This window comes from Gemmatimonadaceae bacterium (assembly GCA_037721215.1).
GTDB lineage: Bacteria > Gemmatimonadota > Gemmatimonadetes > Gemmatimonadales > Gemmatimonadaceae > UBA4720.
In genome coordinates, this window is the sequence record JBBJNV010000011.1 from 1 (window position 1) to 22,147 (window position 22,147).

The following is a 22,147-nucleotide window of genomic DNA, read 5'->3' on the forward strand; positions in this document are numbered from 1 at the left end:
GCTGCCGCCCTCTCCACGGCCGCCGTCACGTCCGCCTGGCGCACCTCGGCCCCCATCACGCGAGCGACCAGGTCCGCCGCCGCCATCGCGGCCACCACCACCAGGCCCGCCGCCAGGACCGCCGGGGCCACCTCGACCACCGCCTGGGCCACCGCGACCGCCACCGGGGCCGCCGGGACCACCGCGCCCGCCGCCGCCACGTCCGCCGCGGCCGCCAGGACCGCCAGCGCCGCCACCGCTGCGCGCGCTCCGGCCGGGACCACTGCGCGCAGCCGGCGCACCAGCTGGACGCTCGTCGCCTGCTGGCGCTGATCCTTCCTGATTCTCTTCAGCCATTGCCTAAAACTCCAGCCCGCCTTCGCGGGCTCCGTCGGCCACTGCTTTCACGCGGCCGTGATACTTGTAACCGCCACGGTCGAAAACGACCATCGTGATGCCGGCATCCTTCGCCTTCTGGGCGATACGCTTGCCGACTTCGGCGGACTTCTCTGTTCTCCTTCCTTCCAATCCTGTATCTGAAACCGTCATCAGCGTCCGCATCGACACATCGTCCACGAGCTGCGCGTAGATGTGCTTGAGCGAACGATAGATCACCAGCCGCGGCCGCTCGCCCGTGCCGTTCACCTTCTTCCGAACCCGGAAGTGGCGGCGCGTGCGCAAGCCCGACCGGGTGCGCGGAATTGCCATCTTGCCCATTACTTGCCTCCGGCCTTTCCGGCCTTACGCCGAATCTGCTCGCCTGCGTACTTGATGCCCTTGCCCTTGTAGGGCTCGGGTGGGCGGAGACTGCGAAGCTCGGCGGCCACCTGCCCAACGATTTCCTTGTTTGCACCCTCGACCAGGATCTGCGTCGGCAACGGGGCCTTGAGGGTGATTCCCTGCGGAGCCTTGTACTCGACAGCATGCGAGAAGCCGAGGGCGAGCTGCAATCCGTACGGGCGGGTTTCTGCCTTGTAGCCAACGCCAACGATGTCGAGTTGTTTGACGAAACCCTTCGTCACACCTTCCACCATGTTGGCGATCAGCGTACGGCTGAGGCCATGAAGGGACTTGTGGCGCGCTTCGTCAGACGGGCGTGCAACCGTGAGCTTGCCATCTTCATGGGTGACCTTCATGTCGCCGGGGATCGTACGCGACAACTCGCCGCGCGGCCCCTTTACAGTGACCCTGTTACCGTCGAGCGTAATCGTGACGCCGGACGGAACATCGATCGGATTTTTTCCAATTCTTGACATTATATGGGCTCCCTTATTACCAGACGAGAGCGAGGATCTCGCCACCGGTGCGCTTCTGGCGCGCCTGGCGGTCCGACATCAGGCCCTGCGAAGTGCTGAGAATCGCCATGCCAAGCCCGTTCCGCACCCGCGGAATCTCGCCAACTCCGACATACTTGCGGAGTCCCGGCGTCGACACGCGCTGAAGCTGGCGGATAACCGGCTGACCACCCTGCGCGTACTTGAGTACCACGCGCAACGTCTTCCGCCCCGTCTCTTCCTCGAGGGTTCTGTAATCCTGAATGAAGTGGTTCTCCTTCAGGATCTTGGCAATCTCGACTTTCATTTTCGAACCCGGCATATCTACACGGCGGTGCTTTGCCCCCTGGGCATTGCGGATGCGTGTCAACATGTCGGCTATCGGATCTGTCATGCTCATGTAATTCGTGTCCTCGTTCTGACGTTTCTGTTACCGTTAACCAGTCCGCAGTTCGCAGTCAGTCCGCATTCCGCAGTCCGCAGTCCGCACCTGCTATTAGTCCGCAGTCCTCGGTCAACCCGCCCCAGACAATCAGAAAGTGATTGTTTACCAACTCGCCTTGCGCACGCCCGGGATCAGTCCCGAAAGTGCCAGCTCGCGAAAGCAGATTCTGCATACGCCGAAAGTTCTCAAAAACGCGCGCGCTCGCCCACAGCGTCCGCACCGATTGTGCTGGCGCGCCATGAACTTCGGCTTGCGCTTGCTCTTCTCCACCATGGCTTTGCGTGCCATCAGATATTCTCTCTGCTGAAGTGTGTGCTGCGCATCAGGCCTGCACGATCACGGGCTTTTCATCGCCCTTGAAAGGCATGCCCAGCTCGCGCAACAAAGCGAGGGCCTGATCGTCCTTGCTCGTCGTGGTGACGAAGGTGATGTCCATTCCGTGAACCTGATCGACCATGTCGTAGTTGATCTCGGGAAAAATCATCTGCTCCTTTACACCAAGGCTGTAGTTGCCCCGACCGTCGAACGACCGCGTATTGATGCCCCGAAAATCACGAATGCGTGGAATCGCGACAGTGATGAAACGATCCATGAACTCCCACATCCGGGCGCCTCTCAGCGTAACCGCCGCGCCGATTTCCTGACCCTCGCGTAGCCCGTAGTTGGCGATCGACTTCTTCGCCTTCCGGCGAACCGGACGCTGCCCGGTTATGATCGCCAGCTCCTCTACAACCTTGTCGAGAACTTTGGGATTCTTGATTGCTTCGCCGACACCACAGTTGACCACGATCTTCTCGACCGTCGGAATTTGATGGATGTTCTTGAGGCCCAGCTGCTCCATGAGGCGCGGACGAATGGTATCCTGATAGTATTTTTTGAGGCGCGGCGCAGGAATGGGAAGTCCAGCGCCCGTGTGCTCGGGCTGCGTGTACTCCTCGCGTTTCTTCGCCGCGGCCTTCGCGGTCTTGCTCTGCTGCGCTTCCTTGGGCGCGCCTCCGCCCTTGGCCCCGCCCTTCCCGCCAGCCTTGGAATCCTTCCCGCCCTTCGCGCCTTTAGCGCCCTTGCTGTCTTTAGTCGCCATTTATTCCTCTCCGGTCAGCGTGTCCGGGGGATAGGCTCCCCCGTACGCACGCCGACACGTTCTTTCGTACCATCGGTGTCAATTCGAGCCTTGGTGCGCGTCGGCTCCCCGGTCTTCGCGTCGATCAGCATCAGATTCGACGAGTGCACCGGTGCCGGTGCCTCGATGATCCCGCTCTGATCCTCAGGCCCGCGAGCCTTGCGGTGCTTCTTCACGATATTGATGCCCTCGACGAGCACGCGGCCGGTCTTGGGATAAGTGCGCAGCACCTTGCCATCCCTGCCCTTGTCGTCTCCGCGCATCACCCGCACCGTATCGTTCTTCGACACATGCATCTTCACCCGCTCGGCGTTGATACCGTGGCGGACGCGGCTGCGCTTGCCCGCTGTCTTTCTGTGCTTCAGATCTCTCATGCTAGATCACCTCTGGCGCAAGCGACACGATCTTCATGTACTTCTTCTCGCGTAGCTCGCGCGCCACTGGTCCGAAAATGCGGGTGGCACGCGGCTCACCTGCTTCATTGATGATGACAATGGCGTTCTCGTCGAAGCGGATATAGGAGCCGTCCTTGCGGCGGGTTTCCTTCGCCGTACGGACGACAACGCCGCGCGCAACCTCCGACTTCTTCACCGTTCCGTTCGGCAGGGCGTTCTTCACGGCGACGATAACGATATCGCCCAATCCCGCATACCGTCTTCGGGTGCCGCCAAGCACACGGATGACGAGCGCCGTCTTGGCACCCGAATTATCCGCGACCTTGACCACCGATTCCTGTTGAATCATTGCAAATCCTGGGTTCTTTGAGCGTCAGTTGAATCGAACGGCTATCTGGCCCGCTCGACGATTTCGACGACGCGCCACCGCTTGTCTTTGGACATCGGACGGGTCTCCATGATCCGAACCGTGTCGCCGGTCTTCGCATCGTTCTGCTCGTCGTGCGCCTTCAGCCGTTTCGTCCGCCGCACCATCTTGCCGTATACCGGGTGTTGAACCCGGCGCTCGATCGAGACGACAACGGTCTTCTCCATCTTGTCGCTGACCACGAGACCGATCCGCGTCTTGCGCGCGGAGCGTGCTGCAGCCGTCGTGTTCTGCTGTGTCTCAGCCATTCTTCCCTGCCCTCTTGCTCGTGCGAGTACCAGCAGTCCTGGCGCGGCGGATGCGGCGCGTCTTTGCGCCCCTCGCCTTCGGAAGCGATGCCGATGTGCCGGCTTCCCTGATTCCGATGATCTTCTCACGCAACACCGTCTTGAGCCGCGCGACGTTCTTTCGAATTACACGCAGCCGAAGCGGATCTTCGAGAGTCTCCGTTCCCGCGCGAAACTTGAGACGAAACCGTTCCTCTTCCATTTCAGAGATGCGGGCGAGAATGTCCGCCTCGCCCATCTCGCGAATATCCTTACTCAGCATCTGTATGCGCCTCCTCACGAGCCACGAACTTCGTTTTCACGCCGAGCTTGGCACCGGCGAGCGCCATCGCCTTCTTCGCTATCTCGGGCGTCACGCCTTCGAGCTCGAACATCACACGGCCGGGCTTCACCACCGCCACCCAACCCTCAGGTGATCCCTTACCCTTGCCCATGCGCGTCTCGGCAGGCTTTTTGGTGATCGGCTTGTCGGGGAAAATCCTGATCCACACTTTTCCGCCACGCTTGATGTGGCGCGTAAGAGCCACACGAGCCGCTTCGATCTGACGGTTGGAAATCCATCCTGGCTCGAGTGCCTGCAGGCCGTACGCGCCGAACGCCACGGTCGAGCCGCGCGTCGCAAGGCCCTTCATGCGCCCCTTGAACATCTTTCGGAACTTCACTCTCTTCGGACTCAGCATCGCTTCGTTCTCCTAGACGCCGGTCGAGTAGGTCTTGCCGCGACGGTCTTCGACAATCTCGCCCTTGAAGATCCAGACCTTCACTCCAATGGTGCCGAAGGTGGTCTTCGCCGTGGATGTCGCGTAATCGATGTCGGCCCGAAGCGTGTGCAAAGGCACGCGCCCTTCGTGGTAACCCTCGGTTCGCGCGATTTCAGCGCCACCCAGACGTCCGCCGCACTTGATCTTGATTCCACCGGCGCCCATTCGCATGGTGCTCTGCACCGCGCGCTTCATGGCTCGGCGGAACGAGATGCGCTGCGCAAGCTGATTGGCGATGTTGTCCGCCACCAGCTGCGCGTCGAGCTCCGGACGCTTTATCTCTTCGACATTGATACCGACTTCCTTGCCACTGATCTGCGCCAGCTCGTCGCGAAGCTGATCGACTTCGGTGCCCTTCTTACCGATGACGACGCCCGGACGTCCGGTGTGAATCGTGACGACGACCTTGCCCGGCTTCCGCTCGATGCGGATGTCCGCGATCGCAGCATGCCCAAGACGCTGCTTGAGATAGTTGCGAAGCAGCTCGTCCTCGCGCAGCAGCGCTGGAAAGTCACGGTTGTTCGCGTACCATGTGGAGCGCCACGTCTTGGATATTCCAAGACGGAAGCCGATCGGATGTGTCTTCTGTCCCATTACTTGCCTTCCTTCGCGCCGACGACAATGTGGATGTGGCTCGTGCGCTTCTGAATTGGAGTTGCGCGCCCCTGGGCCGCGGGCATGAACCGCTTGATCTTCGGACCTTCGTTTACAATCGCGTGCTTGATGAAAAGCGTATCGACGTCCAGTGACTCATTCGCTTCACGCGCCTTGTACTCGGCATTTGCGACCGCGCTGTTCAGCGTCTTTGCGATCTGAACCGCAGCGTGCTTCTTGGAGAACTTGAGAAGGCCAAGTGCCTCATTCACGTTCTTGCCGCGAATCTGATCGATCACGAGACGCATCTTGTACGGCGACTGGCGTGTGCCACGCTGAATTGCGCGGACATCGGCCATTACAGGAGCGGACTTCGCCACCTTGCGAGCGCCCGTCTTCTTCGTCGTCGTTTTCCGGGCGCCCGTCGCTCCGGCTGTCGACTGCTTAGCCGCGGTCTTGCGGGCGGCGGATTTTCCGGTGCTCGCTTTCTTCTCCGCGCCCCCAGTTCCCTTCCTGCCTCCCTGCTTACGCGCCGCCATCGCTACTTCCCGCCCTTGTTCGGCACGCCGCCAGCCTTCTTGTCGGTGGCCTTCGATCCGGTATGGCCACGAAACAACCGCGTCGGCGAAAACTCGCCAAGCTTGTGGCCGACCATGTTCTCCGTGACGTACACTGGAATGAACTTGTTGCCGTTATGCACCGCGAAGGTGTGGCCGACGAAGTCAGGGATGATGGTGCTCGATCGCGCCCAGGTCTTGATCACCCGCTTCGCGTTGTTCGAGTTCATCGTGTCGACTTTTTTCAGCAGCGCGTCCTGAATGAACGGCCCCTTTTTAACGCTTCTCGCCATTTACGATATCCGTTGTTTGTGGCTACTTCGTCGCTTTGCCGCGCTTGCGGCCGCGTACGATGAGACGCTCTGACGGCTTCTTCTTGTTGCGCGTCTTCACGCCTTCCTTATTCCCCCACTTGTCCACGACGTTGCGTCCACCGCGCGTACGTCCACCGTGCGGGTGATCGACCGGGTTCATGACTTCACCGCGAACCTTCGGGCGCTTGCCAAGCCACCGGCTTTTGCCGGCTTTTCCGTGCGAGAGCAACTCGTGCTCGGAGTTGCCGACGACACCGATAGTCGCGAGGCAGCTGCCGTGGATGAGACGCATTTCGGTCGAGCGCATGCGAACCGTGACGTAATCGCCTTCCTTGGCGACGACCTCGACCGACGTCCCCGCGGATCGTGCGACCTGGCCGCCCTTGCCCGGCTTCAGCTCGACGTTGTGCACGTCGGTACCCAGCGGTACTTCACGAAGCGGAAGCGCATTGCCCAGCCGTGTGTCAACCCCGGAGCCCGAGACAATCTTGTCCCCAACCGAAAGACCTTTCGGATGCAGCACGTAACGCTTGTCACCATCCTCGTAGACCACGAGCGCAATCCGCGCCGAGCGGTTTGGATCGTACTCGATGTGCTCCACCGTCGCCTGCATGCCGTGCTTGTTGCGCTTGAAGTCGATGATGCGGTACTGGCGCTTGTGACCGCCGCCGATGCGGCGCATCGCGATGTGACCATGATTGTCGCGTCCGCCCGATTTCTTGAGAGGCGCGGTAAGCGACTTCTCAGACGTCGTGCGCGTAATCTCGGCGAAATCCGAAACGCTGCGGAAACGCGAGCTCTTGGTCACTGGCTTGAACTGACGAACTCCCATGACCTAACCCTCGAAGATGTCGATGGAATCACCGTCGCGAAGCTTGACGATGGCCTTCTTCCAATGCGGCCGCCGACCGGCGGACTTGCCAACCTTGCGAGCTTTGCCACGCTGGTTGGATGTCCAGACACCGGTGACTTTCACGCCGAACAGCTGCTCGATAGCAGTCCTGATGGACGTCTTCGTCGAGTCACTGGCGACGCGGAACGTGTATTCGCCGCGCTCCTGGTACGCCACCGATGACTGCTCGGTGACGATCGGGCGGACGACCGTGCGATAAAGTGAGCTCACTGTCTACCTCCCCTTCTTCTTGGCCACGCGCTTCGTGGTTTTCTTTGCGACGCGTTTCGTAGCTGGCTTCTTCTTGGCCGCGGTTTTCTTCGCAGCCGTCTTGCGGCCGACAGTCTTCGCCACCGCCTTCCGGGTTGCCTTTCGCGCCGTCCTGGTCGCCTTCTTTGCGGTCCGCGCAGTTTTCTTCGCGGCCGTAGTAGTCTTGGTCGCGGATTTCGTGACCTTCTTTGCCGCTCTCGTGCGCTTTGCAGACTTCTTTCGCGCCGGTTCCGCCTTTACCGCTATTTCCGCCTTGTCTGCTCTTTCCCCTTGAGCTTCCTCGGTGGTCTCGGTGGTCTCGGTGTCCGTAACACCCGCCCCAAACGCTCCAGACTCGACGATCACCACGTCCGACCAAAGCAGGTGATATGTCGACACATCCGAGTACGGGAGCACGTGAGTGCGGGGCAGGTTCCGCCCGCTCATGTAGACGTTCGGATTCACTCCATCGGTCAGGATGAGGACTTTCCTGTCCCCGACGCCGAGCGTGTTCAGCAGGCCGAGCAGCTGGGAGGTCTTGGGAGACTTGTAATCGAATGCGTCGATGACGATGACCGCGTTCTCGCGAGCGCGGGCATTGAACGCGCTCTTCCGGGCAAGTGCTCTGACTTTGCGCGGGACCGATTGCGCGTAGCTGCGCGGCGTCGGGCCGAACACGGTGCCACCGCCAACCCACTGCGGCGCGCGGATTGAACCCTGTCGCGCACGACCGGTGCCCTTTTGCTTCCAGGGCTTGGCATTGCCACCGATCACGAAACCGCGGGTCTTGGTCGAAGCGTTGCCTTGGCGCTGGTTCGCGAGGTACGCTTTGACCGCCTGGTGCATCACCGGCATGTTGATCGTACCGTCGAACAGATCGCCGGGCAGTGCGAACGCATCGCGCGCACCACCCGCGGAATCGTATGAGGCTGCATTCATTGAAGTATTCTCGGCCATTCCTCTAACCCTGCTTCTTCACGAGAACGATGCCGTTGGTGGGGCCGGCGATCGAGCCGCGGATGTAGATCAGATTCCGTTCGGTGTCGATCTTCTCGATGCGGAGGTTCATCTGCGTGTGGCGGTGATCGCCGTAGTGACCGGGCATGTGCTTGCCCTTGATGACTCGTGACGGATTCGTGCCCGCGCCGATGGAACCCGGCCGGCGGTGCTTGGTGTTACCGTGGGTATTTGGCCCACCGTGCATGCCCCAGCGCTTCACCACGCCCTGAAATCCGCGGCCCTTTGAAGTACCGGTGACCTTCACCTCGTCGCCGATCGCAAAGATTTCGACCGTCACCTTGTCGCCAAGTGCGTACGTGGGAATTTCTGCATTCTTGCCGCCCGGGCCGTCGTCGATCCGGAAGCTGCGGAGCACACGCGGCGCGGTGGTGAGACCAGCCTTCGCGGCGTGACCCACTTCAGCCTTGTTCGCCCTGCGGCCGCGTGGAGTGCGCTCGTTTTTCTTCGACTCGCGCGCCAGGCGCTGCTCGCCATAACCCAGCTCGACTGAGGCGAAGCCCGCCTTCTCCTTCTCGATCACCTTGGTGACCGGGTTGGGCGGCGCTTCGACGACCGTGCACGGGATCTGCTGGCCGAGTGCGTTGAAGATCTGGGTCATCCCGACCTTCTTTCCAATTATGCCAATCATCGTTCTCTACTCGACCTTGATTTCGACGTCGACGCCAGCCGGGAGATCCAGCTTGGTGAGCGCATCGACTGTCGCAGCGCGGCTGTCGAGAATGTCGATGAGCCGTTTGTGCGTCTTGAGCTCGAACTGCTCGCGGGATTTCTTGTCCACGTGCGGGGAGCGCAGCACCGTCCAGCGCTTTGTCTTCGTCGGGAGCGGAATGGGCCCCGATACCTGAGCACCCGTCTTTTCCGCCGTACGGACGATGTCTGCTGACGCCTGGTCGATCACTGCGTGATCGAACGCCTTGAGACGGATGCGAATTCTGCCTGCCATGTGGATTGACCTCGGGATAGCTTCACTGCGTGATGGCGCTTGCTCTGGCCACATTCAACAAAAACGCGGCTGGACCTGGCGCCCTATAAAGGGCCGGTATCCATCCGCTGCCGCCGGGTGCACCCGCAACTGGAACGCGGATGGGGACTCGAGGCGCGCCGGTGTTCGTAGCTTCCGGCGTTGAGTTGTGGTGTAGCCTTATCAATTTACTCGGCTTCGGATGGGAGTCAATGGACGGGGTGTCAATAGTCATACGCCGTTAGAAGTGTCACCCATCAATCTGGCTGTATGTAGTCCGGAGTAATCCGCAGCGGTTCGTAGCGGCCGGTATTGACAGTGAACTGAGAACCCATAACAGGCCATGAATTCTCAGTACGAAGTCCCTCTTTGAGATCCGAACTCGGCCCCGACGCTTGCCGATTGCACTCCGGGCTTTAATGGAGCGATCGATCCACGCGCCCTGAATTCACTGCCTTGTCTTAACAGATGCTGTTGGACAATCCACCGCTAACTGTTGAGTTGTCCTGCCCAGCCACCCTCAACCGGCCGGGTCGTTGAGTCGGCCCATCAGAGCCGCCATGTTGGCCCTGACAACTACGGTCAGCAGCTCGCGTGCCGTCTCCGACGAAAAAACCCTCTGATTCACCGTAGCGCGCCCGGCAAGCGCTGTCCCGGCGATACTGGCTACCGCGCTTCGCATGACCATCACCGGGGCCCCTTCCGGAACGGTGGGCAGTCCGGCCCCCACAATCACGAGACGGACATTCTTCTCGAGTCCCGCGGGAGCAAAAATGGTGTGGAGGGCTTCGCCGAATCTCGGATCGGTAGCCAGGAAGTAGACCGGCCCCTTTTTGAGGCTCTGGGTGAGATTGCTCATGATATCCCTCCGCAGCCGCGTGACCACGACCGGCTTTCGCCACTTGGCTCCGAGTTGTTGCGCAAGCGTCGCGTGCAGGGACGTGGCGACGATCAGGTCTGTTCGCGTCAGCGTTGTCTGAGCTGCCCGGCCCTCTAAGGTTTCCGCGTCGATCGAGTCGCTCTCGATACCGTAGTCCTCTCTGAGCTCCGAATACAGTTCGTGATATTGGTCATGATTTCCGGTAATACATGCGGCCCGCATGCGGAGAGTTTCGAGGCACCGGCGGACGCGCTCCGGAAACCCAATCGGCGGGATCTCGCGGCCACGTGCCTCCACGAGCACCTCGACCAACCAGCCGGCGAGCTGCGTGAGCATCGCACCTTCAGGCACCCGCGCGGCCGCAATGTAGATTCCGGACCGCTCCCGGCGCTCTATAAGGCCTTCGGTTTCGAGGGTGCGGTAGGCCGCCATCGCGGTTCGTGGCGCGACCCCAAACTCCTCGGCGATGTCACGCGTACTCGCAAAGCGGTCTCCAGGGCTCAATATGCCCAGATGAAGCCCGCTTACGATCCGCTGTCGAAGCACATCGGTGATCTCTCTGCGTTGATCCATCAAGTCATACCTCTCCGCTTGGTGGGCACTGCGTTTCAAAGTGTAAATAGCTTGCAGGGGCGATATCGCTCACCCCTCGTTACATCACCAGATCCGCTAATTCATCCCAATCTGATACACTTCTACATCACCAGAATGGCCCGTCACTTGCAAATGCGTTGCAGGGTTCCCCCATTCGCGCGCCGCTGCGACACCATGGGTACCCCAGACTTCGCCAGCACCCACTTCAAAGGAGGCCACATGCTCACGATTCAGACTCGACGCTTGACTCGTCCGATGTTTTTTGCTTCGATCATCGCGATGGCAGGATGTGCATCGGGAACACAAGGCGGTTCCGGCGGAGGCGTCAATGGCATGGCCAATATGCTCTCATCGTGGCCGGAGAAGCAGCGCGAGACAATCACGATGATGACGACAAAATACGGACAGCCGGCCGTGATTGCCGATCGCATGGTCGTCTGGCATGGCACGGGTCCCTTTACGAGCACCATGGTACTTCGCGATGCCGTGCCTCACAACTTTCCGATGCCGCACATGGACTATCTAACCCAGACGGTGAGACACACAGTGCCGTCGGGCAAGGTGAATCAACTCCACGAATACGATGGCAGCGTCTGGGTACACCGCACACGAGGGGAGATGTCGGCACAGTGCGATCTCGAGCCGATGAACTTCCTGGCTCTCAACCTCGCGCACGATATCATCACTGGGCAGCGGACCGTGGCCGACGCACGGGCCTTCTACGCGAAAACAGCGATGGCATTCAAGGGGGGCGACCGCTCGAGTCCCTATGTCAACGGCCTGCGGTTCCAGGCGGAACCAGGTGCAGCAGATCCGGACAAACCGCACAGTATGTGAGACGAAACCCGACAGCCGCTGGACTTGACTGAACTGCTCGCGGAGGCGCCGACGCTCGGTGAACCCAGTCACGCAGGTGTCGGTATTTTTTCACATTCGAGGAGGAAGCATGAAAACCGGAAGAGCTATCCTCGCCGGCGCGATCGGCGGTCTCGTGATGACGGCGCTCGCCTGGACAGCACGACAGCTCGGCATGGATCTGAACGCTGAAATGATGCTCGGCACCATGGTCGTGAGCCCGCCCGGCGGTGCCGCGTGGCTCGCGGGTTTCGTAATGCATATGGTGCTATCGGTTCTGATCGCACTCATTTACGCATGGGGATTCGAGCGTGTAACTCATCGCGCCGGCGTTGGGATCGGGCTGGCGTTCGCTTTGGTGCACATCGTCATCGCCGGAATGGTGATGGGGATGATTCCGGCCGTGCATCCAATGATTCCCGAGCAAATGCCAGCTCCTGGAGCATTCCTCATGAACATGGGAGCGGTGTTCACCGCGTTGTTCGTTGTCGAGCACCTGCTTTATGGAGCGGTCGTCGGCGGTATGTACGGTGCGGTAGAGAATCCACGGCGAGTCGGTACGAATGTACCGGGTACGGTATCCTGAATCGCGCCGGATCATCGGCGAGGCCCGATCAAGGCCTCACGATGACTCACCAGGGACTCTCACTTCTGCGCCTCAGAACGTCAGTCCGATGGCGCCGCTCATGTTCGATTCGTTCATACGATTCGATCAGCGCGCCGAAGACCCTTCGTGGCCGAGTGGGGCGATCCTGTCTCATTCCCCCCCCCGGTATCGCGGCTACTGCGAAACTCTATTTGCGAGCGTCGCACACCGGAACGCCGTTCCGGGAGCGGGCGTATCCGACCATCAGAGCATCCACCGTCACAAGCGGAATCCCGTGTAACTGCGCTGACGAAATCAGTATCCTGTCAGCGGGATCACCGTGGAGCTCGCCTTGCAGCTGCGCGCTGAGAATCAGAATCGTCCGATCAGTCGGCAGATAGCTGACGCCTGGCGCGTTCTCAGCCTGGCGAAGCCATATCGCCGGATCGAGCGATAGCAATAGTTTCCCCTTCGCGGCCTTCACGGCCACTTCCCAAAAGGATATGTCGGAGACGTAAAGCTGTCTGGATGCAGCGGCCCGTTCCATGAGGGCGACCGATTTCGGTGACATTCGGCCGATGTTGCCTTCGAGCATCCACACCCACATGTGGGTGTCGAGCAGAAGTGGACCATCGTAGTCAGGCCGGGCGGCCGGTCGCCACACCATATCGCCACGGGGTTTCCCGCGGGTGTCCCTTGTTTTCGCGGTGACTCCGGTCTCAGCCAGCGGCCAGCGGATCGGACACCGACTCGGTCCATGCCTCGAAGTCCGGCTTCACAATGTCACGTGAGTCGAGGACCGTCCCACGCAGGAAACCGAATGGGCTCGGCGACACGGAGTCGACCGGGCCGAGCTTTGCAACCGGCTTGCCCCGCTTGGTGACGATGTACTCAGCGTGACGCTCCTTGACCTTGTCCATCAATTCGAGACATATGGCCTTGAACTCACCCGCGGCTATTGTCGGCGTCTGGGGCTTGCGGGTCACTTTCGGCTTGGTTTGGCGCTTCTGGCTCACGGAAACCCTGGATGTCTATGGTCATGACATCATAGTCATATTTGCCCGGTTGAAGTTACGCGAGCCTCTGTTTTGCTGTCAACCGTCAACAACGGCGATTCGGCGGTGAGGTGCGTAACAAAAGCGGCATCGCGGGCTCTAGCTCCGGTGGCGGCGTCGGCCGCGGAATCTTCGAAGTAGCGCGCCCTCGGTAACCGCTGCCCTGCCCGCCTCACGTCCCGCGGCGGCACTAAGAGGTAGAACTTTTGACTTGTGAACGCGCGGAGGTCGGCTGAACTCCGACTGGTGGATCTCAGGCTAGCGGAGCCAGCCCCTTCTGGATGGCTGCCGCTCGGGTTGCCGCAAGGGTTGCCGCAAGGGCTGCCGCAAGGGCTGCCGCTCCAGCTCCCTCTGTAATTCCTCGATCCGCGAGGCACCGGCGTCCCCACTCTGTTCCAGCTCCTCGATGCGAGCCGATTGAGCATTCAACTCTCGTTTCAGCGCTTCGGTGACGGGCACCCGGGAGTCAAGATCGCGCCGGAGCGTCTCCATTTCCGCCTCTCGGGCGCTAGAGCTCTGGAGCAGCTCCTGCTGCAGTTCATCAATTCTCGCCTTGCCGGTGTCGAGCTCCGTACGCAATGCATCGGTCTCGATCTCGCGGGCCCGTGAGATTCGCTGCATGTCTTCCTCCAGCTCGGCCATTCTTTGCAGACCCGCGTTCAGTTCCCACTTCAGCGCCTCGTTGTCAGCGTCGCGCGCCCGCAAGGCGAGATGCAACTCTTCTGTCTGAAGCGCCTGAGCGACTGGTGTCTGCTCGTTCAACCTCCGCTGAATTGCTTCGCTCTCGGCTTCCCAGGTGCTGGAGGCACGCTGCAATTCCTCAATCCGGAGAACGCGTTCAGCCAACTCCTGCTTCAGCCCGCCGGCCTCTGCAGCGTGAATATCGCTCTCCCGCTTCAACGCATCGAACTCTGCGGCGCGAACCTCGCTCTCCCGCTTCAACACGTCGAAACCCGCGGCGCGAACCTCGCTCTCCCGCGTCAACGCATCGATCTCCGCGGTGCGAGCATCCAGCTCTGTCTGAAGCGCCTGAGCCAGTGGTGTCTGCTCGTTCAACCTCCGCTGAATCGCTTCGCTCTCGGCTTCCCAGGTGCTGGAGGCACGCTGCAATTCCTCAATCCGGAGAACGCGTTCAGCCAACTCCTGCTTCAGCGCTTCGACCTCTACATCGCGGGCACGTAAGTCACTCTCGAGCTCGCTTATCCGGGATCCACGAACCTCTAGTTCCTTTTTGAGATCATCGATCTCCACTGTGCGGTCGACCAACTCTTTCTGCAGCAGAAGAGCGATGAATGTCTGCTCGTTCATCTTGCGCTGAATTGCATCGCGCGTGGCCTTCAGGGCGCTCGAAGCCCGTTGCAACTCCTCAAGACGGGCCTCGTGAGCCTGATGCTGCTGTTCGAGCGCATTGGCCTCGCTCTTTCGCGCCTCCGAGTCGGGCCGCAACTCCTCGCGCCGCAGTTCCTCGAGCCTGGACTCGTGGGCGGCAACTTCAGACCGCAGTTCCACCGCGAACTTCGCGTGGGCGGCAAGCTCCTGCTGCAGCTCCTCGATCCTTGCGTTGCGGCTGGCGAGCTCGCGGTGCAGCGAGTCGGTCTCGTGATGCAGCTCAGTGAGGAACTCGCGTCGCGCCGTCGCCTTTTCGAGCGCTTCATCAGCCTGCTCAGCGACCTTCAGGTAGGCGCGCGCAAGCTCCGGGAGCGCTTCGCGCGCAAACGCGACGTATTCCTGCTGATAGTCAGCGCATACCTCGCATTTCGTGAGGTCATGCCTGATCGCCGACGACAGTACGTCGAGTTCGAGCGCCTGTTGCGCGAGAGACTGGTGGTTTGTTCCCATGGCGTGAGTGCGGAAGAGTATATCACAAACGTAGCCTTCACGCAACGCCATCCCCGTGGCCGCGGCTCCTCTCGGGGCGGCGGAGCAGTGCTGCAAGTCTCTTGTACTACATGACGGACGACTGTCCCATCCTGCTGCAACACCGCTCGCCAGCTAATGTAATTAACGTATGTTATTAGACCCGGGTGACCCTCTCCTCATCCCGACCGGGGCACTGACCGACTAAGGGAGGCTGGTGTCTGCCGAACCGGCCAGCGCCGCACCCAGCGTCAAGCACCCATTTTCCGGCGATGTCGCGTGAAGTCCAGTCCGTTGCCGTCCAGAACCGATTCGCGGAAATCGGGTGCCCCCAGTGGCTGTCCAGCTGGGTGTGCGGGAATTTGTTCCACACCATTCCGAAGCTGTCCGTATAGTTCGACGCCACGACGAACCGTGGAACGAAGTCCCGCGCTGGACAGTGATGCCGTCGATCCGCCGAGGCAAGCCATCCTGTATGGATGCGTCCGTCGCGGTACTTTGCCTGCTCCCGAAGGAGCTGTTGCCCTGTTTCGGGGCAGCGCAGAAGTTCGGTTAATTCAACGTGGAAGCTTAGCCTGGACTTTGCGACTATTGGCAGTGGCGTTGAGCCGCGATGGAAGCTTCCCAAGGGCAAATTCGGTGCAGTGCTCGTGGACGAGCCGGCTGACCAAATAGGTGGGAATCATCAACGAATTCACAATCGGCTCATCGAGCGGCCGCGCCAGGATTGGAAGAAGATCTCGGGAATCGGTGTCCGCGAAGCGATTCCTAGGATGCCGCACATGACCGCGTCATCCATTGCCGCGCGAGCAGCTTCGGCAGCGAAGAGCCGAACAGCCTATGGGCTACGAGGGACGTGACGTGCCCCGACCGGAGAAGACGCACACCCGATTTTACCGCGCCCGCCAATCTATGTTCAGTGCCAAAGAATTCCGCGCGAGCATCAATCCACGCTCGACTTCTTTCATATGCCCGCTCCTCGAGCAGTCGTTCGTCCAGCCATTTCATAAACTCGCGCCAGGCCGTTACATCGTCGCTCGTGGAAGGGTCAGTGAATCCATGTCGCCGAAGAAAGTGACAGGTCACCGCGACGATGCCGTACCGGGTCTGAAGATCTCCTCCGTCGATGTTGGAAATGTTCTTCCCATGCTTTCTGCATTTTACGAGCGGCTTAGTCAACGCTCCAAGCCTTCCAACCTCCGAAAGGCGCAGCCACAGGTCGTAGTCTTCCGACTGGACGAATCTCGCGTTGAACCCCCGGACCCGCGCCACTGCGTCCCGGCGGTATATCATCGACGAATGAGGCAGGAAAGGCTGTAGCGCATGCAGGCGACGCACGAGCGCCCGATGATTTGTGGGATAGCTATGCTGCTTTATCATCTCGCCACGACTGTCCATGGAGATGAAGCCGGCGCCTATCATCACCACGTCGTTCCCAGATTCTGCGAGTGCCAGCTGTTCCTCGAACCGGGTGGCGATGGCGACGTCGTCCGAATCCAGAATACCCAGCCACTTTCCGCAAGCCGCCCGGATTCCTGCGTTTCGCGCTGCCGCCGGACCCGAATTAACCGGGAGCGATATCACGACAACGCGGCCATCTGCTGCCGCGTGCCGTCTGGCGATCTCAAGTGTGTCGTCGGAAGAGCAATCATCTATGACGATCAGCTCCAGATCTCGCAGCGTCTGGCCCCGCACGCTGCTGATGGCTTCGTCGAGGTATTCGGATGAGTTGTAGCAGGCCATAATGGCCGTAAGCCTGTTGCTTCGAGGGCTCATGAGGTTTAAAAGCGGATTACGCCGAGTTTTTCGTGCACTATCTCCGGCTGCCGGTAGTTCTCTCCGCACCATTCAGTGTACGCCTGAAGGGCGCCGTCAAAGACGTTGTCCGGATGGCAGTCGTCGACGACGATCCTACTACCCGGCGTCATGAACTGCGCGATCGAGTTCAACGCCCGCGACACGGGTCGGTATAGGTCTACGTCGATCAGCGCAAATGCGATCGGCGCGAACTGGCCATAGTCGAGAGCCCCAGCGTCCCCTTGAACCAACTCCACGTCCCCGTGTCCGCTGAGCGCGAGTGAACGCTCGACCCAGCTTCGGCGATTCATGCTAAATCCCGTGTAGTCCAGGCTTCGGCGCTCGATGACCGGCGCGCGCACGCGGATCTCGTGGCCGACGTCGGCCGCGAGGAACCCGTCGAACGTGTCGATCGCGACATAGCGCCTGCGCCTGCCGAGGTCCGCGAGATGTTCTCGTAGATAGATCGTCGTGGCGCAGGCGAAACACCCTACTTCAACCACCGCGCCGTCTACGGACCTTACCTCGTCGAGCATGGATACCAGAAACCCGAGCTGGGCGGGTCGGAAATTGTAGTGGTAACGGGGCATGAGAAACCGCGCCGCTGGAGTCCGAAAGGCGAGATCCTTGAAAGCGCGCTGAACACCTCGAAGCAGCATGAGCCAATGGGTCGTTGTGGGTATCAGTTCGTTCGATCAGCCAACGTAAGAACCCCCCGATGCACCGCGGGGCAACACGTGTCACGCAGGGTCTCCAGCGGCAGTTATCATTGTCGGCGAGCCCGTGTGGAATCTACGCCGTGTCAACGCGATCCGGCGGCATCAACGGATTCATTCCTGCGAACGGCGAGCCAGTTGGAGTATTTGAACGTATCTAGACTCTGTCTGTATTTCTCCATGACGGGGCCTTTGGGATACAGTTTTGACATGGCGATTCCATGCTGTTCCTGCAATTCCCAAATATCCCTTAGGCTCACGCGTGCATCCAGATGCAACCCCCGTATTCGAACTGTATTCTGCCTACACGCGCCCTGGCCAGCACCTCGCCCGCGCCTTCGAATACAACCATTCGTGCCCCTCGACGACAACCTTGAGGAGGTCGATCCGGGGCACCGCATTGCGCCGGCAGTATGCGTCGATCGTGGTAGCGTTAATTCTCTCGATCGAGCGGTTTTCGACCCCCTCCACCCCCCGCCGTAGATACACGGAATTCATTCCTGATTCCAATTCTACAACATTTAGGTCCAGTACGCCCTCGGCATCTCCCAGGCCAACATTGTTCAGCCGCACATCTTCCGGCCAGTGTCGCTGGGCCAGCCTCGCGTAGGTCGCCCTGCTCGGCTCGAAACAGTGGAGATTGATGCGTGGATTGATGCCCAGCGCGAACCTCGCCCAGTTTCCAACGTTGCCCCCGCGTCGAATACGATCCCCCGGTTCAGCTTCGGCAACTCGCTGCGCACAAACAAGTACTCTCCGTTCACTTCCGGATCCGTCTCATTGTCGCCGTTGAAGCGATCCACATAGCGCGAACAGACTGTGTTTGAGACTCGGTGTGAGGGAATCAGGGCGAACAGTCGCGGGGTAAACTTCCTTGGACTTCACTTTCCGCACCTGTCTGATGAAGCTTCTTGGGGAGGAGGCTTCCTGCCCCACACCAGTTGGATTTGCCATAGTCGAGAGCTCCAGCGACCCCTTGAACCAGCTCCAAGTTCCCATCTCCACTGCGCATGCGTACGCTAGAACCCAGCTTCGCCGGTTCATACTGAATCCGGTCTAGTCCAAGCTTCGCCGGTTCATGCTGAATCCGGTCTAGTCCAAGCTACGCCGCTCGGTGGCCTGCATGCTGAACCTGTCGAAGCGGCATGAGCGAATGAGGCGTTGTTGGGCGAAACTCATCGGGCCTCCTGCACCGAGCTCGGGGAGCGGCACCTCTCCTGAACTGTTTTCGGACCCAAGACCTCCAACTGCTCCCACCGCTCGGGAATCGTTTCCGGATTCGGGAAGAGATCAGCCGCCCAGACTCTTACTTCCGGCAGCGTCTTTTCGGCCAGCCAAGCGCCCCACCAGTAGAACGAGCTATTCGAGATAACGTGGCACCGGAATCGGGTCAGCAACCAAAGCCTGTTGAGCTCCCCGGTGTAGCCGTCGTCGTGCGTGACGTAACGGATATCACCGGGAAGGTCGAGTTTGCCGTCTATCGGCTCGCGCATCGTGCAGAACAGATAGAACACCGGGTTCTCGACATCATTTGCGACCCTGCGCGCCGCCTGTTCGTAGAACGAGAAGGGTGCCGCGTCGTGCGCGCCCGGCGGTGCTTCCTCGTAAAGACGAATCCCTATCGCGATCGCGTTTCGCTGCCTTATCTCACTGACGAGCGCGACGAATTTCTCTTCCCGGGGTTCGGGGATCCTGAACCTGTCCGCGACCGGCTCACCCATCTCTTCGAAGTATTTCTCGGTTTGCCAGCCCCCATCGAGCCAGATGCTGCGATCGTATCTCCGCGATATTAGTTCCGGGTAAATCTGGAATTGCTTCTCGACGATGTGCAGACCCCATGGCCGGTTCCCGGAGAAATCTCGTGCTCGAGGAATAAACCGGTCGGCGATCGCCTCCAGCCAGAAAGGCATTTGCTCATAGAATGACGCGTGGCGATCACTGACGTTGAACTTGTCCAGGGAAAAACTCCGCCGATACAACCGGTCCCTGGCGAACCCGGTCCTCGTGTCGACCACCAGCTCCATGCCATTTCTTGCGGCCACGGCAAAAGCGGCCGCATACTGGAACATCTGGTTACCCAGCCCTCCCTTGAGCCTGACGACTATCTTGCGTGGCTTACGCATGGCGTCCGTACCAGCCCTCCACGATGTCCTCGAAGATTCTTTCAAGAGTGATCGTGATATCCCAGCCGGGATAATGATTTTTCATCTTTCCGAGATCGGATATGTAACAGATGTGGTCTCCCTCGCGATTTTTCTCGACGTATTCGTAGATCATTTTCTTGTCGGTCAGGAGCTCCACCATGTCGAACGCTTCCAGAATCGAGCATGAATTCCGGCGTCCTCCACCGAGATTGTAAACCTCGCCGCTGCGGGGGTTCGCCGCAAATGCGGCGATGAACGTGGCGACATCGTGAGAGTGGATATTATCGCGAACCTGTTTGCCCTTGTACCCAAAGACCCGGTATAGCTTTTCTTCGAGATTGACTTTGACCAGATAGCTGAGGAAACCGTGCAGCTCGACGCCTGAGTGACTCGGACCAGTCAGGCAACCGCCGCGAAGACAGCAGGTCTGCATTCCGAAATAACGACCGTACTCCTGAACCATGACATCGGCGGCTACCTTCGAGGCACCGAAAAGCGAATGCTTCGATCGGTCGATGCGGAAGGTTTCGGGAATTCCCTTTGCGTAGGCGGGATCTGCGTAGTCCCACCGCTTCTCGAGCTCGACAAGATCGATCTCATTGGGGGCGTCGCCGTAAACCTTGTTGGTCGACATGTGGACAAACACTGCCTCTGGCGCGTGTCTCCGGGTTGCCTCAAGCAGGTTTAGAGTTCCGACGGCATTCACGTCGAAATCGTCGAAGGGCCGCGAGGCTGCGAGGTCGTGGCTTGGCTGAGCAGCGCAGTGTACAACAAGCTCTGGTCGCAACATCCGCAACAGGGCGACGACCGTTTCCCGGTTTCTCAAGTCGATTTCGTGGTGCCGGTAATTTCGGTACTGGCGGAGAAGGCGCGCCTGATTCCAGCGAGTGTCTCCCTGCGGACCGAAGAAGTCCGCCCGCATGTTATTATCGAGGCCGTGAACATCGTGTCCTTCGAACGCGAAATGAGAAACCACCTCGCTTCCAATGAGACCATTGGCGCCCGTGACCAGCGTTTTCTGTATCAGGTTCTCGGGTCTCCGTCGAAGGTCAATTCGCCGGCTCTGCATGAATTTGCCGGCACCTACCTGCGTTCTCCTCCAGCCTCATGTTTCGAAAGCGCCGCCATCCACACAAGATAGGATATGGAGAAAACGATTGCGGCGCCGACGACACCGGCGACCCCATACCAATATGCACCGGCGAAGTTCGCAGCGATACCAAGCATGCCGGTGACGACCTTGACCGGGATCAACTTGCGGGTTTTCATCTGGCTCATCAGGTCAAAGGAAATGGCCTGTCCGGCCGCAAATGCTCCTCCAGCAAGCATCATCCAGGGGAGCAGATGCGACACCGACCGATATTCGGGCGCTACGAAAATCCGAAAGATCAACCCGTGCAGTACAAGAGATAGCAGAAAGGCGACGCCGGTCACGCCCAGCGCCATCCAGCCAAGGCGCCAGCTGAGCCTGTTCACGCCAGCATTTCGGCGCCTGTCTGTGCCATCCCCCGCTCGCTGGTACAATATGGGAATGAACAGCTGCATCGCCATCGTGGTGGCCATCGCAACCGGGTAGGTACCAAGCTGAAAGAGTACGGCGTACAATCCCACGTCTCCGGTGGTCGAAAAAAGCTCCAGCGCCCATCGATCTGAAGCCAGCTGAGCCCATGTGAACATTCCATAGGCCGAGAAAGGCCAGGAATACTCCCACATACTCCGCCGCCAGGCGCGCGCGGATGCGTCCACACTGCCTTGATCTCCCTGGTTGATCTTGCGAAGGAACAGGTACTGCGAGCACAGCACGAGAGCGCTTCCCATCGCATAGCCGGCCATCGCCGCGGAACTCGTGGCCCCCACCGACAGCATCAAAACTGCTGCCGCGCCGAAACGAGCCCATGACTCAGCCCCCTGATGAAGCGCTACGATGGAACGCCGCCGAGCGGCATTCTGAACGGCGTTCAGAATGGAGCTGTATCCGCTGAGCATCGCGAAGACGAACGCCGCCGCCGCGAGGGCGATCCACTGCGCCCGGCCCGTGATCAGCAGCCCCGCGAATGTCAGGACGGCTACCAGCGCAATGATCCCTGCTGACTCCGAGAAAAGACGGCGGACGGCGCGCAGATAACCTCGCAGCTCGCCTTGCTCGGCCGCCGGTGTGTAGAACCGGGTCACCCCGTTGAGCAGAGGTCCGAGAACAATCTGGTTGATCAGGATGGCCAGAGTCATCCCGAGTGCCAGCTCGCCGTATTCGCCGGCATCGAGCATTTCGGTAGTCAGGCGCACGCCAACCAGCAGACCGGCGACGGCCAGTACCTGGCCTAGTAGGATCCAGACGCCCTCTCTCGAGAGACGCCGGACCCGCTCGGTTCGCAAGGGCTTGATACTTCT

Annotated in this window: 30 protein-coding genes; 2 read left to right on the top strand and 28 right to left on the bottom strand. The window is 60.1% G+C overall.

Going from position 1 to position 22,147, the window contains the following annotated elements; genetic code table 11:
• The 20 genes from WKF55_07235 to WKF55_07330 all read right to left on the bottom strand — a co-directional run.
• On the bottom strand, positions 1-236 hold a 236-nt coding region (locus WKF55_07235), incomplete at its 3' end, for a hypothetical protein (protein MEJ7759372.1).
• A gap of 103 nt (positions 237-339) precedes the next feature.
• A complete protein-coding gene (rplR, locus tag WKF55_07240) occupies positions 340-687 on the bottom strand; it encodes a 50S ribosomal protein L18 (GenBank protein ID MEJ7759373.1) in 348 nt (115 codons plus the stop codon).
• An 8-nt stretch (positions 688-695) separates the two neighbouring features.
• Positions 696-1,235, bottom strand: a complete 540-nt coding sequence (gene rplF, locus WKF55_07245; GenBank protein MEJ7759374.1) for a 50S ribosomal protein L6 — start codon at positions 1,233-1,235, stop codon at positions 696-698.
• A 16-nt stretch (positions 1,236-1,251) separates the two neighbouring features.
• Positions 1,252-1,653, bottom strand: coding sequence for a 30S ribosomal protein S8 (gene rpsH, locus WKF55_07250; GenBank protein MEJ7759375.1), 402 nt, complete (start codon positions 1,651-1,653; stop codon positions 1,252-1,254).
• A gap of 147 nt (positions 1,654-1,800) precedes the next feature.
• The gene (locus WKF55_07255; protein MEJ7759376.1) at positions 1,801-1,986 is read right to left on the bottom strand and encodes a type Z 30S ribosomal protein S14; all 186 of its coding nucleotides are present in this window, start codon (positions 1,984-1,986) and stop codon (positions 1,801-1,803) included.
• A 34-nt stretch (positions 1,987-2,020) separates the two neighbouring features.
• Positions 2,021-2,593, bottom strand: coding sequence for a 50S ribosomal protein L5 (gene rplE / locus WKF55_07260; GenBank protein ID MEJ7759377.1), 573 nt, complete (start codon positions 2,591-2,593; stop codon positions 2,021-2,023).
• A 200-nt stretch (positions 2,594-2,793) separates the two neighbouring features.
• Positions 2,794-3,192, bottom strand: coding sequence for a 50S ribosomal protein L24 (rplX, locus tag WKF55_07265; GenBank protein ID MEJ7759378.1), 399 nt, complete (start codon positions 3,190-3,192; stop codon positions 2,794-2,796).
• Position 3,193: 1 nt separating this feature from the next.
• Entirely contained in the window at positions 3,194-3,562 is a 369-nt protein-coding gene (gene rplN, locus WKF55_07270) for a 50S ribosomal protein L14 (GenBank protein ID MEJ7759379.1), read from the bottom strand.
• Positions 3,563-3,603: 41 nt separating this feature from the next.
• The gene (rpsQ, locus tag WKF55_07275; protein MEJ7759380.1) at positions 3,604-3,888 is read right to left on the bottom strand and encodes a 30S ribosomal protein S17; all 285 of its coding nucleotides are present in this window, start codon (positions 3,886-3,888) and stop codon (positions 3,604-3,606) included.
• Entirely contained in the window at positions 3,881-4,189 is a 309-nt protein-coding gene (gene rpmC / locus WKF55_07280) for a 50S ribosomal protein L29 (protein ID MEJ7759381.1), read from the bottom strand. The genes rpsQ and rpmC overlap by 8 nt, the downstream gene beginning before the upstream one ends.
• Positions 4,179-4,607: a 50S ribosomal protein L16 gene (gene rplP / locus WKF55_07285; protein ID MEJ7759382.1), complete on the bottom strand. Its 429-nt coding sequence runs from the start codon at positions 4,605-4,607 to the stop codon at positions 4,179-4,181. The genes rpmC and rplP overlap by 11 nt, the downstream gene beginning before the upstream one ends.
• Positions 4,608-4,619: 12 nt before the next feature.
• Positions 4,620-5,282, bottom strand: coding sequence for a 30S ribosomal protein S3 (gene rpsC, locus WKF55_07290; protein MEJ7759383.1), 663 nt, complete (start codon positions 5,280-5,282; stop codon positions 4,620-4,622).
• Positions 5,282-5,641: a 50S ribosomal protein L22 gene (rplV, locus tag WKF55_07295; GenBank protein ID MEJ7759384.1), complete on the bottom strand. Its 360-nt coding sequence runs from the start codon at positions 5,639-5,641 to the stop codon at positions 5,282-5,284. Before rplV ends, rpsC begins: the two co-directional genes overlap by 1 nt.
• Before the next feature lie 182 nt (positions 5,642-5,823).
• The gene (gene rpsS, locus WKF55_07300; GenBank protein ID MEJ7759385.1) at positions 5,824-6,132 is read right to left on the bottom strand and encodes a 30S ribosomal protein S19; all 309 of its coding nucleotides are present in this window, start codon (positions 6,130-6,132) and stop codon (positions 5,824-5,826) included.
• Between the two features lie 22 nt (positions 6,133-6,154).
• Complete coding sequence (gene rplB / locus WKF55_07305; protein MEJ7759386.1) at positions 6,155-6,985, bottom strand: 50S ribosomal protein L2; 831 nt, start codon at positions 6,983-6,985, stop codon at positions 6,155-6,157.
• Positions 6,986-6,988: 3 nt separating this feature from the next.
• Positions 6,989-7,276: a 50S ribosomal protein L23 gene (rplW, locus tag WKF55_07310; GenBank protein ID MEJ7759387.1), complete on the bottom strand. Its 288-nt coding sequence runs from the start codon at positions 7,274-7,276 to the stop codon at positions 6,989-6,991.
• A 3-nt stretch (positions 7,277-7,279) separates the two neighbouring features.
• On the bottom strand, positions 7,280-8,233 hold the full coding sequence (gene rplD, locus WKF55_07315; protein MEJ7759388.1) for a 50S ribosomal protein L4: 954 nt from the start codon (positions 8,231-8,233) through the stop codon (positions 7,280-7,282).
• Between the two features lie 22 nt (positions 8,234-8,255).
• Positions 8,256-8,942, bottom strand: coding sequence for a 50S ribosomal protein L3 (rplC, locus tag WKF55_07320; GenBank protein ID MEJ7759389.1), 687 nt, complete (start codon positions 8,940-8,942; stop codon positions 8,256-8,258).
• Positions 8,943-8,948: 6 nt separating this feature from the next.
• Positions 8,949-9,257, bottom strand: a complete 309-nt coding sequence (gene rpsJ / locus WKF55_07325; protein ID MEJ7759390.1) for a 30S ribosomal protein S10 — start codon at positions 9,255-9,257, stop codon at positions 8,949-8,951.
• Positions 9,258-9,795: 538 nt separating this feature from the next.
• Positions 9,796-10,728 carry a GntR family transcriptional regulator gene (locus WKF55_07330; protein MEJ7759391.1) on the bottom strand — a complete coding sequence of 311 codons (933 nt, stop codon included), beginning with the start codon at positions 10,726-10,728 and terminating at the stop codon, positions 9,796-9,798.
• Between the two features lie 195 nt (positions 10,729-10,923).
• On the opposite strand from WKF55_07330, the gene WKF55_07335 reads away from it, so the two are divergent.
• Together WKF55_07335 and WKF55_07340 are read left to right on the top strand one after the other, a co-directional pair.
• Complete coding sequence (locus WKF55_07335; protein ID MEJ7759392.1) at positions 10,924-11,586, top strand: hypothetical protein; 663 nt, start codon at positions 10,924-10,926, stop codon at positions 11,584-11,586.
• A 109-nt stretch (positions 11,587-11,695) separates the two neighbouring features.
• Complete coding sequence (locus WKF55_07340) at positions 11,696-12,190, top strand: hypothetical protein (protein MEJ7759393.1); 495 nt, start codon at positions 11,696-11,698, stop codon at positions 12,188-12,190.
• Positions 12,191-12,398: 208 nt separating this feature from the next.
• Here WKF55_07340 and WKF55_07345 read toward each other — a convergent pair whose 3' ends face one another.
• The 8 genes from WKF55_07345 to WKF55_07380 all read right to left on the bottom strand — a co-directional run bounded on the left by WKF55_07345 (position 12,399) and on the right by WKF55_07380 (position 22,132).
• Positions 12,399-12,857 (bottom strand): type II toxin-antitoxin system VapC family toxin, encoded by a 459-nt coding sequence (locus WKF55_07345; GenBank protein MEJ7759394.1) that lies wholly within the window; start codon positions 12,855-12,857, stop codon positions 12,399-12,401.
• A gap of 52 nt (positions 12,858-12,909) precedes the next feature.
• The gene (locus WKF55_07350; protein ID MEJ7759395.1) at positions 12,910-13,176 is read right to left on the bottom strand and encodes a type II toxin-antitoxin system prevent-host-death family antitoxin; all 267 of its coding nucleotides are present in this window, start codon (positions 13,174-13,176) and stop codon (positions 12,910-12,912) included.
• Between the two features lie 327 nt (positions 13,177-13,503).
• A complete protein-coding gene (locus tag WKF55_07355; protein MEJ7759396.1) occupies positions 13,504-15,084 on the bottom strand; it encodes a hypothetical protein in 1,581 nt (526 codons plus the stop codon).
• A gap of 786 nt (positions 15,085-15,870) precedes the next feature.
• Entirely contained in the window at positions 15,871-16,878 is a 1,008-nt protein-coding gene (locus WKF55_07360) for a glycosyltransferase family 2 protein (protein MEJ7759397.1), read from the bottom strand.
• Positions 16,879-16,883: 5 nt separating this feature from the next.
• Positions 16,884-17,558 carry a class I SAM-dependent methyltransferase gene (locus WKF55_07365; protein MEJ7759398.1) on the bottom strand — a complete coding sequence of 225 codons (675 nt, stop codon included), beginning with the start codon at positions 17,556-17,558 and terminating at the stop codon, positions 16,884-16,886.
• 1,232 nt (positions 17,559-18,790) lie between these two features.
• Positions 18,791-19,738 carry an alpha-1,2-fucosyltransferase gene (locus tag WKF55_07370; protein ID MEJ7759399.1) on the bottom strand — a complete coding sequence of 316 codons (948 nt, stop codon included), beginning with the start codon at positions 19,736-19,738 and terminating at the stop codon, positions 18,791-18,793.
• Positions 19,731-20,828, bottom strand: a complete 1,098-nt coding sequence (locus WKF55_07375; protein MEJ7759400.1) for an NAD-dependent epimerase/dehydratase family protein — start codon at positions 20,826-20,828, stop codon at positions 19,731-19,733. Before WKF55_07375 ends, WKF55_07370 begins: the two co-directional genes overlap by 8 nt.
• Before the next feature lie 14 nt (positions 20,829-20,842).
• The gene (locus tag WKF55_07380) at positions 20,843-22,132 is read right to left on the bottom strand and encodes a lipopolysaccharide biosynthesis protein (protein ID MEJ7759401.1); all 1,290 of its coding nucleotides are present in this window, start codon (positions 22,130-22,132) and stop codon (positions 20,843-20,845) included.
• Between the last annotated feature and the right edge of the window lie 15 nt (positions 22,133-22,147).

Bases quoted from the DNA above. Each gene is read 5' to 3' on its own strand.
- WKF55_07340 (MEJ7759393.1), top strand. From the start codon at position 11,696: ATGAAAACCGGAAGAGCTATCCTCGCCGGCGCGATCGGCGGTCTCGTG.
- WKF55_07255 (MEJ7759376.1), bottom strand. From the start codon at position 1,986: ATGGCACGCAAAGCCATGGTGGAGAAGAGCAAGCGCAAGCCGAAGTTC.
- WKF55_07345 (MEJ7759394.1), bottom strand. From the start codon at position 12,857: ATGGTGTGGCGACCGGCCGCCCGGCCTGACTACGATGGTCCACTTCTG.
- WKF55_07335 (MEJ7759392.1), top strand. From the start codon at position 10,924: ATGGGTACCCCAGACTTCGCCAGCACCCACTTCAAAGGAGGCCACATG.
- rpsS (MEJ7759385.1), bottom strand. From the start codon at position 6,132: ATGGCGAGAAGCGTTAAAAAGGGGCCGTTCATTCAGGACGCGCTGCTG.
- rpsJ (MEJ7759390.1), bottom strand. From the start codon at position 9,257: ATGGCAGGCAGAATTCGCATCCGTCTCAAGGCGTTCGATCACGCAGTG.
- WKF55_07365 (MEJ7759398.1), bottom strand. From the start codon at position 17,558: ATGCTGCTTCGAGGTGTTCAGCGCGCTTTCAAGGATCTCGCCTTTCGG.
- rplP (MEJ7759382.1), bottom strand. From the start codon at position 4,607: ATGCTGAGTCCGAAGAGAGTGAAGTTCCGAAAGATGTTCAAGGGGCGC.
- rpsH (MEJ7759375.1), bottom strand. From the start codon at position 1,653: ATGAGCATGACAGATCCGATAGCCGACATGTTGACACGCATCCGCAAT.
- rpsC (MEJ7759383.1), bottom strand. From the start codon at position 5,282: ATGGGACAGAAGACACATCCGATCGGCTTCCGTCTTGGAATATCCAAG.
- rplB (MEJ7759386.1), bottom strand. From the start codon at position 6,985: ATGGGAGTTCGTCAGTTCAAGCCAGTGACCAAGAGCTCGCGTTTCCGC.
- WKF55_07355 (MEJ7759396.1), bottom strand. From the start codon at position 15,084: ATGGGAACAAACCACCAGTCTCTCGCGCAACAGGCGCTCGAACTCGAC.
- WKF55_07360 (MEJ7759397.1), bottom strand. From the start codon at position 16,878: ATGAGCCCTCGAAGCAACAGGCTTACGGCCATTATGGCCTGCTACAAC.
- rplD (MEJ7759388.1), bottom strand. From the start codon at position 8,233: ATGAATGCAGCCTCATACGATTCCGCGGGTGGTGCGCGCGATGCGTTC.
- rplX (MEJ7759378.1), bottom strand. From the start codon at position 3,192: ATGAGAGATCTGAAGCACAGAAAGACAGCGGGCAAGCGCAGCCGCGTC.
- rplN (MEJ7759379.1), bottom strand. From the start codon at position 3,562: ATGATTCAACAGGAATCGGTGGTCAAGGTCGCGGATAATTCGGGTGCC.
- rpmC (MEJ7759381.1), bottom strand. From the start codon at position 4,189: ATGCTGAGTAAGGATATTCGCGAGATGGGCGAGGCGGACATTCTCGCC.
- rplR (MEJ7759373.1), bottom strand. From the start codon at position 687: ATGGCAATTCCGCGCACCCGGTCGGGCTTGCGCACGCGCCGCCACTTC.
- WKF55_07370 (MEJ7759399.1), bottom strand. From the start codon at position 19,738: ATGCGTAAGCCACGCAAGATAGTCGTCAGGCTCAAGGGAGGGCTGGGT.
- rplF (MEJ7759374.1), bottom strand. From the start codon at position 1,235: ATGTCAAGAATTGGAAAAAATCCGATCGATGTTCCGTCCGGCGTCACG.
- rpsQ (MEJ7759380.1), bottom strand. From the start codon at position 3,888: ATGGCTGAGACACAGCAGAACACGACGGCTGCAGCACGCTCCGCGCGC.
- WKF55_07330 (MEJ7759391.1), bottom strand. From the start codon at position 10,728: ATGGATCAACGCAGAGAGATCACCGATGTGCTTCGACAGCGGATCGTA.
- WKF55_07375 (MEJ7759400.1), bottom strand. From the start codon at position 20,828: ATGCAGAGCCGGCGAATTGACCTTCGACGGAGACCCGAGAACCTGATA.
- rplV (MEJ7759384.1), bottom strand. From the start codon at position 5,641: ATGGCCGATGTCCGCGCAATTCAGCGTGGCACACGCCAGTCGCCGTAC.
- rplC (MEJ7759389.1), bottom strand. From the start codon at position 8,942: ATGATTGGCATAATTGGAAAGAAGGTCGGGATGACCCAGATCTTCAAC.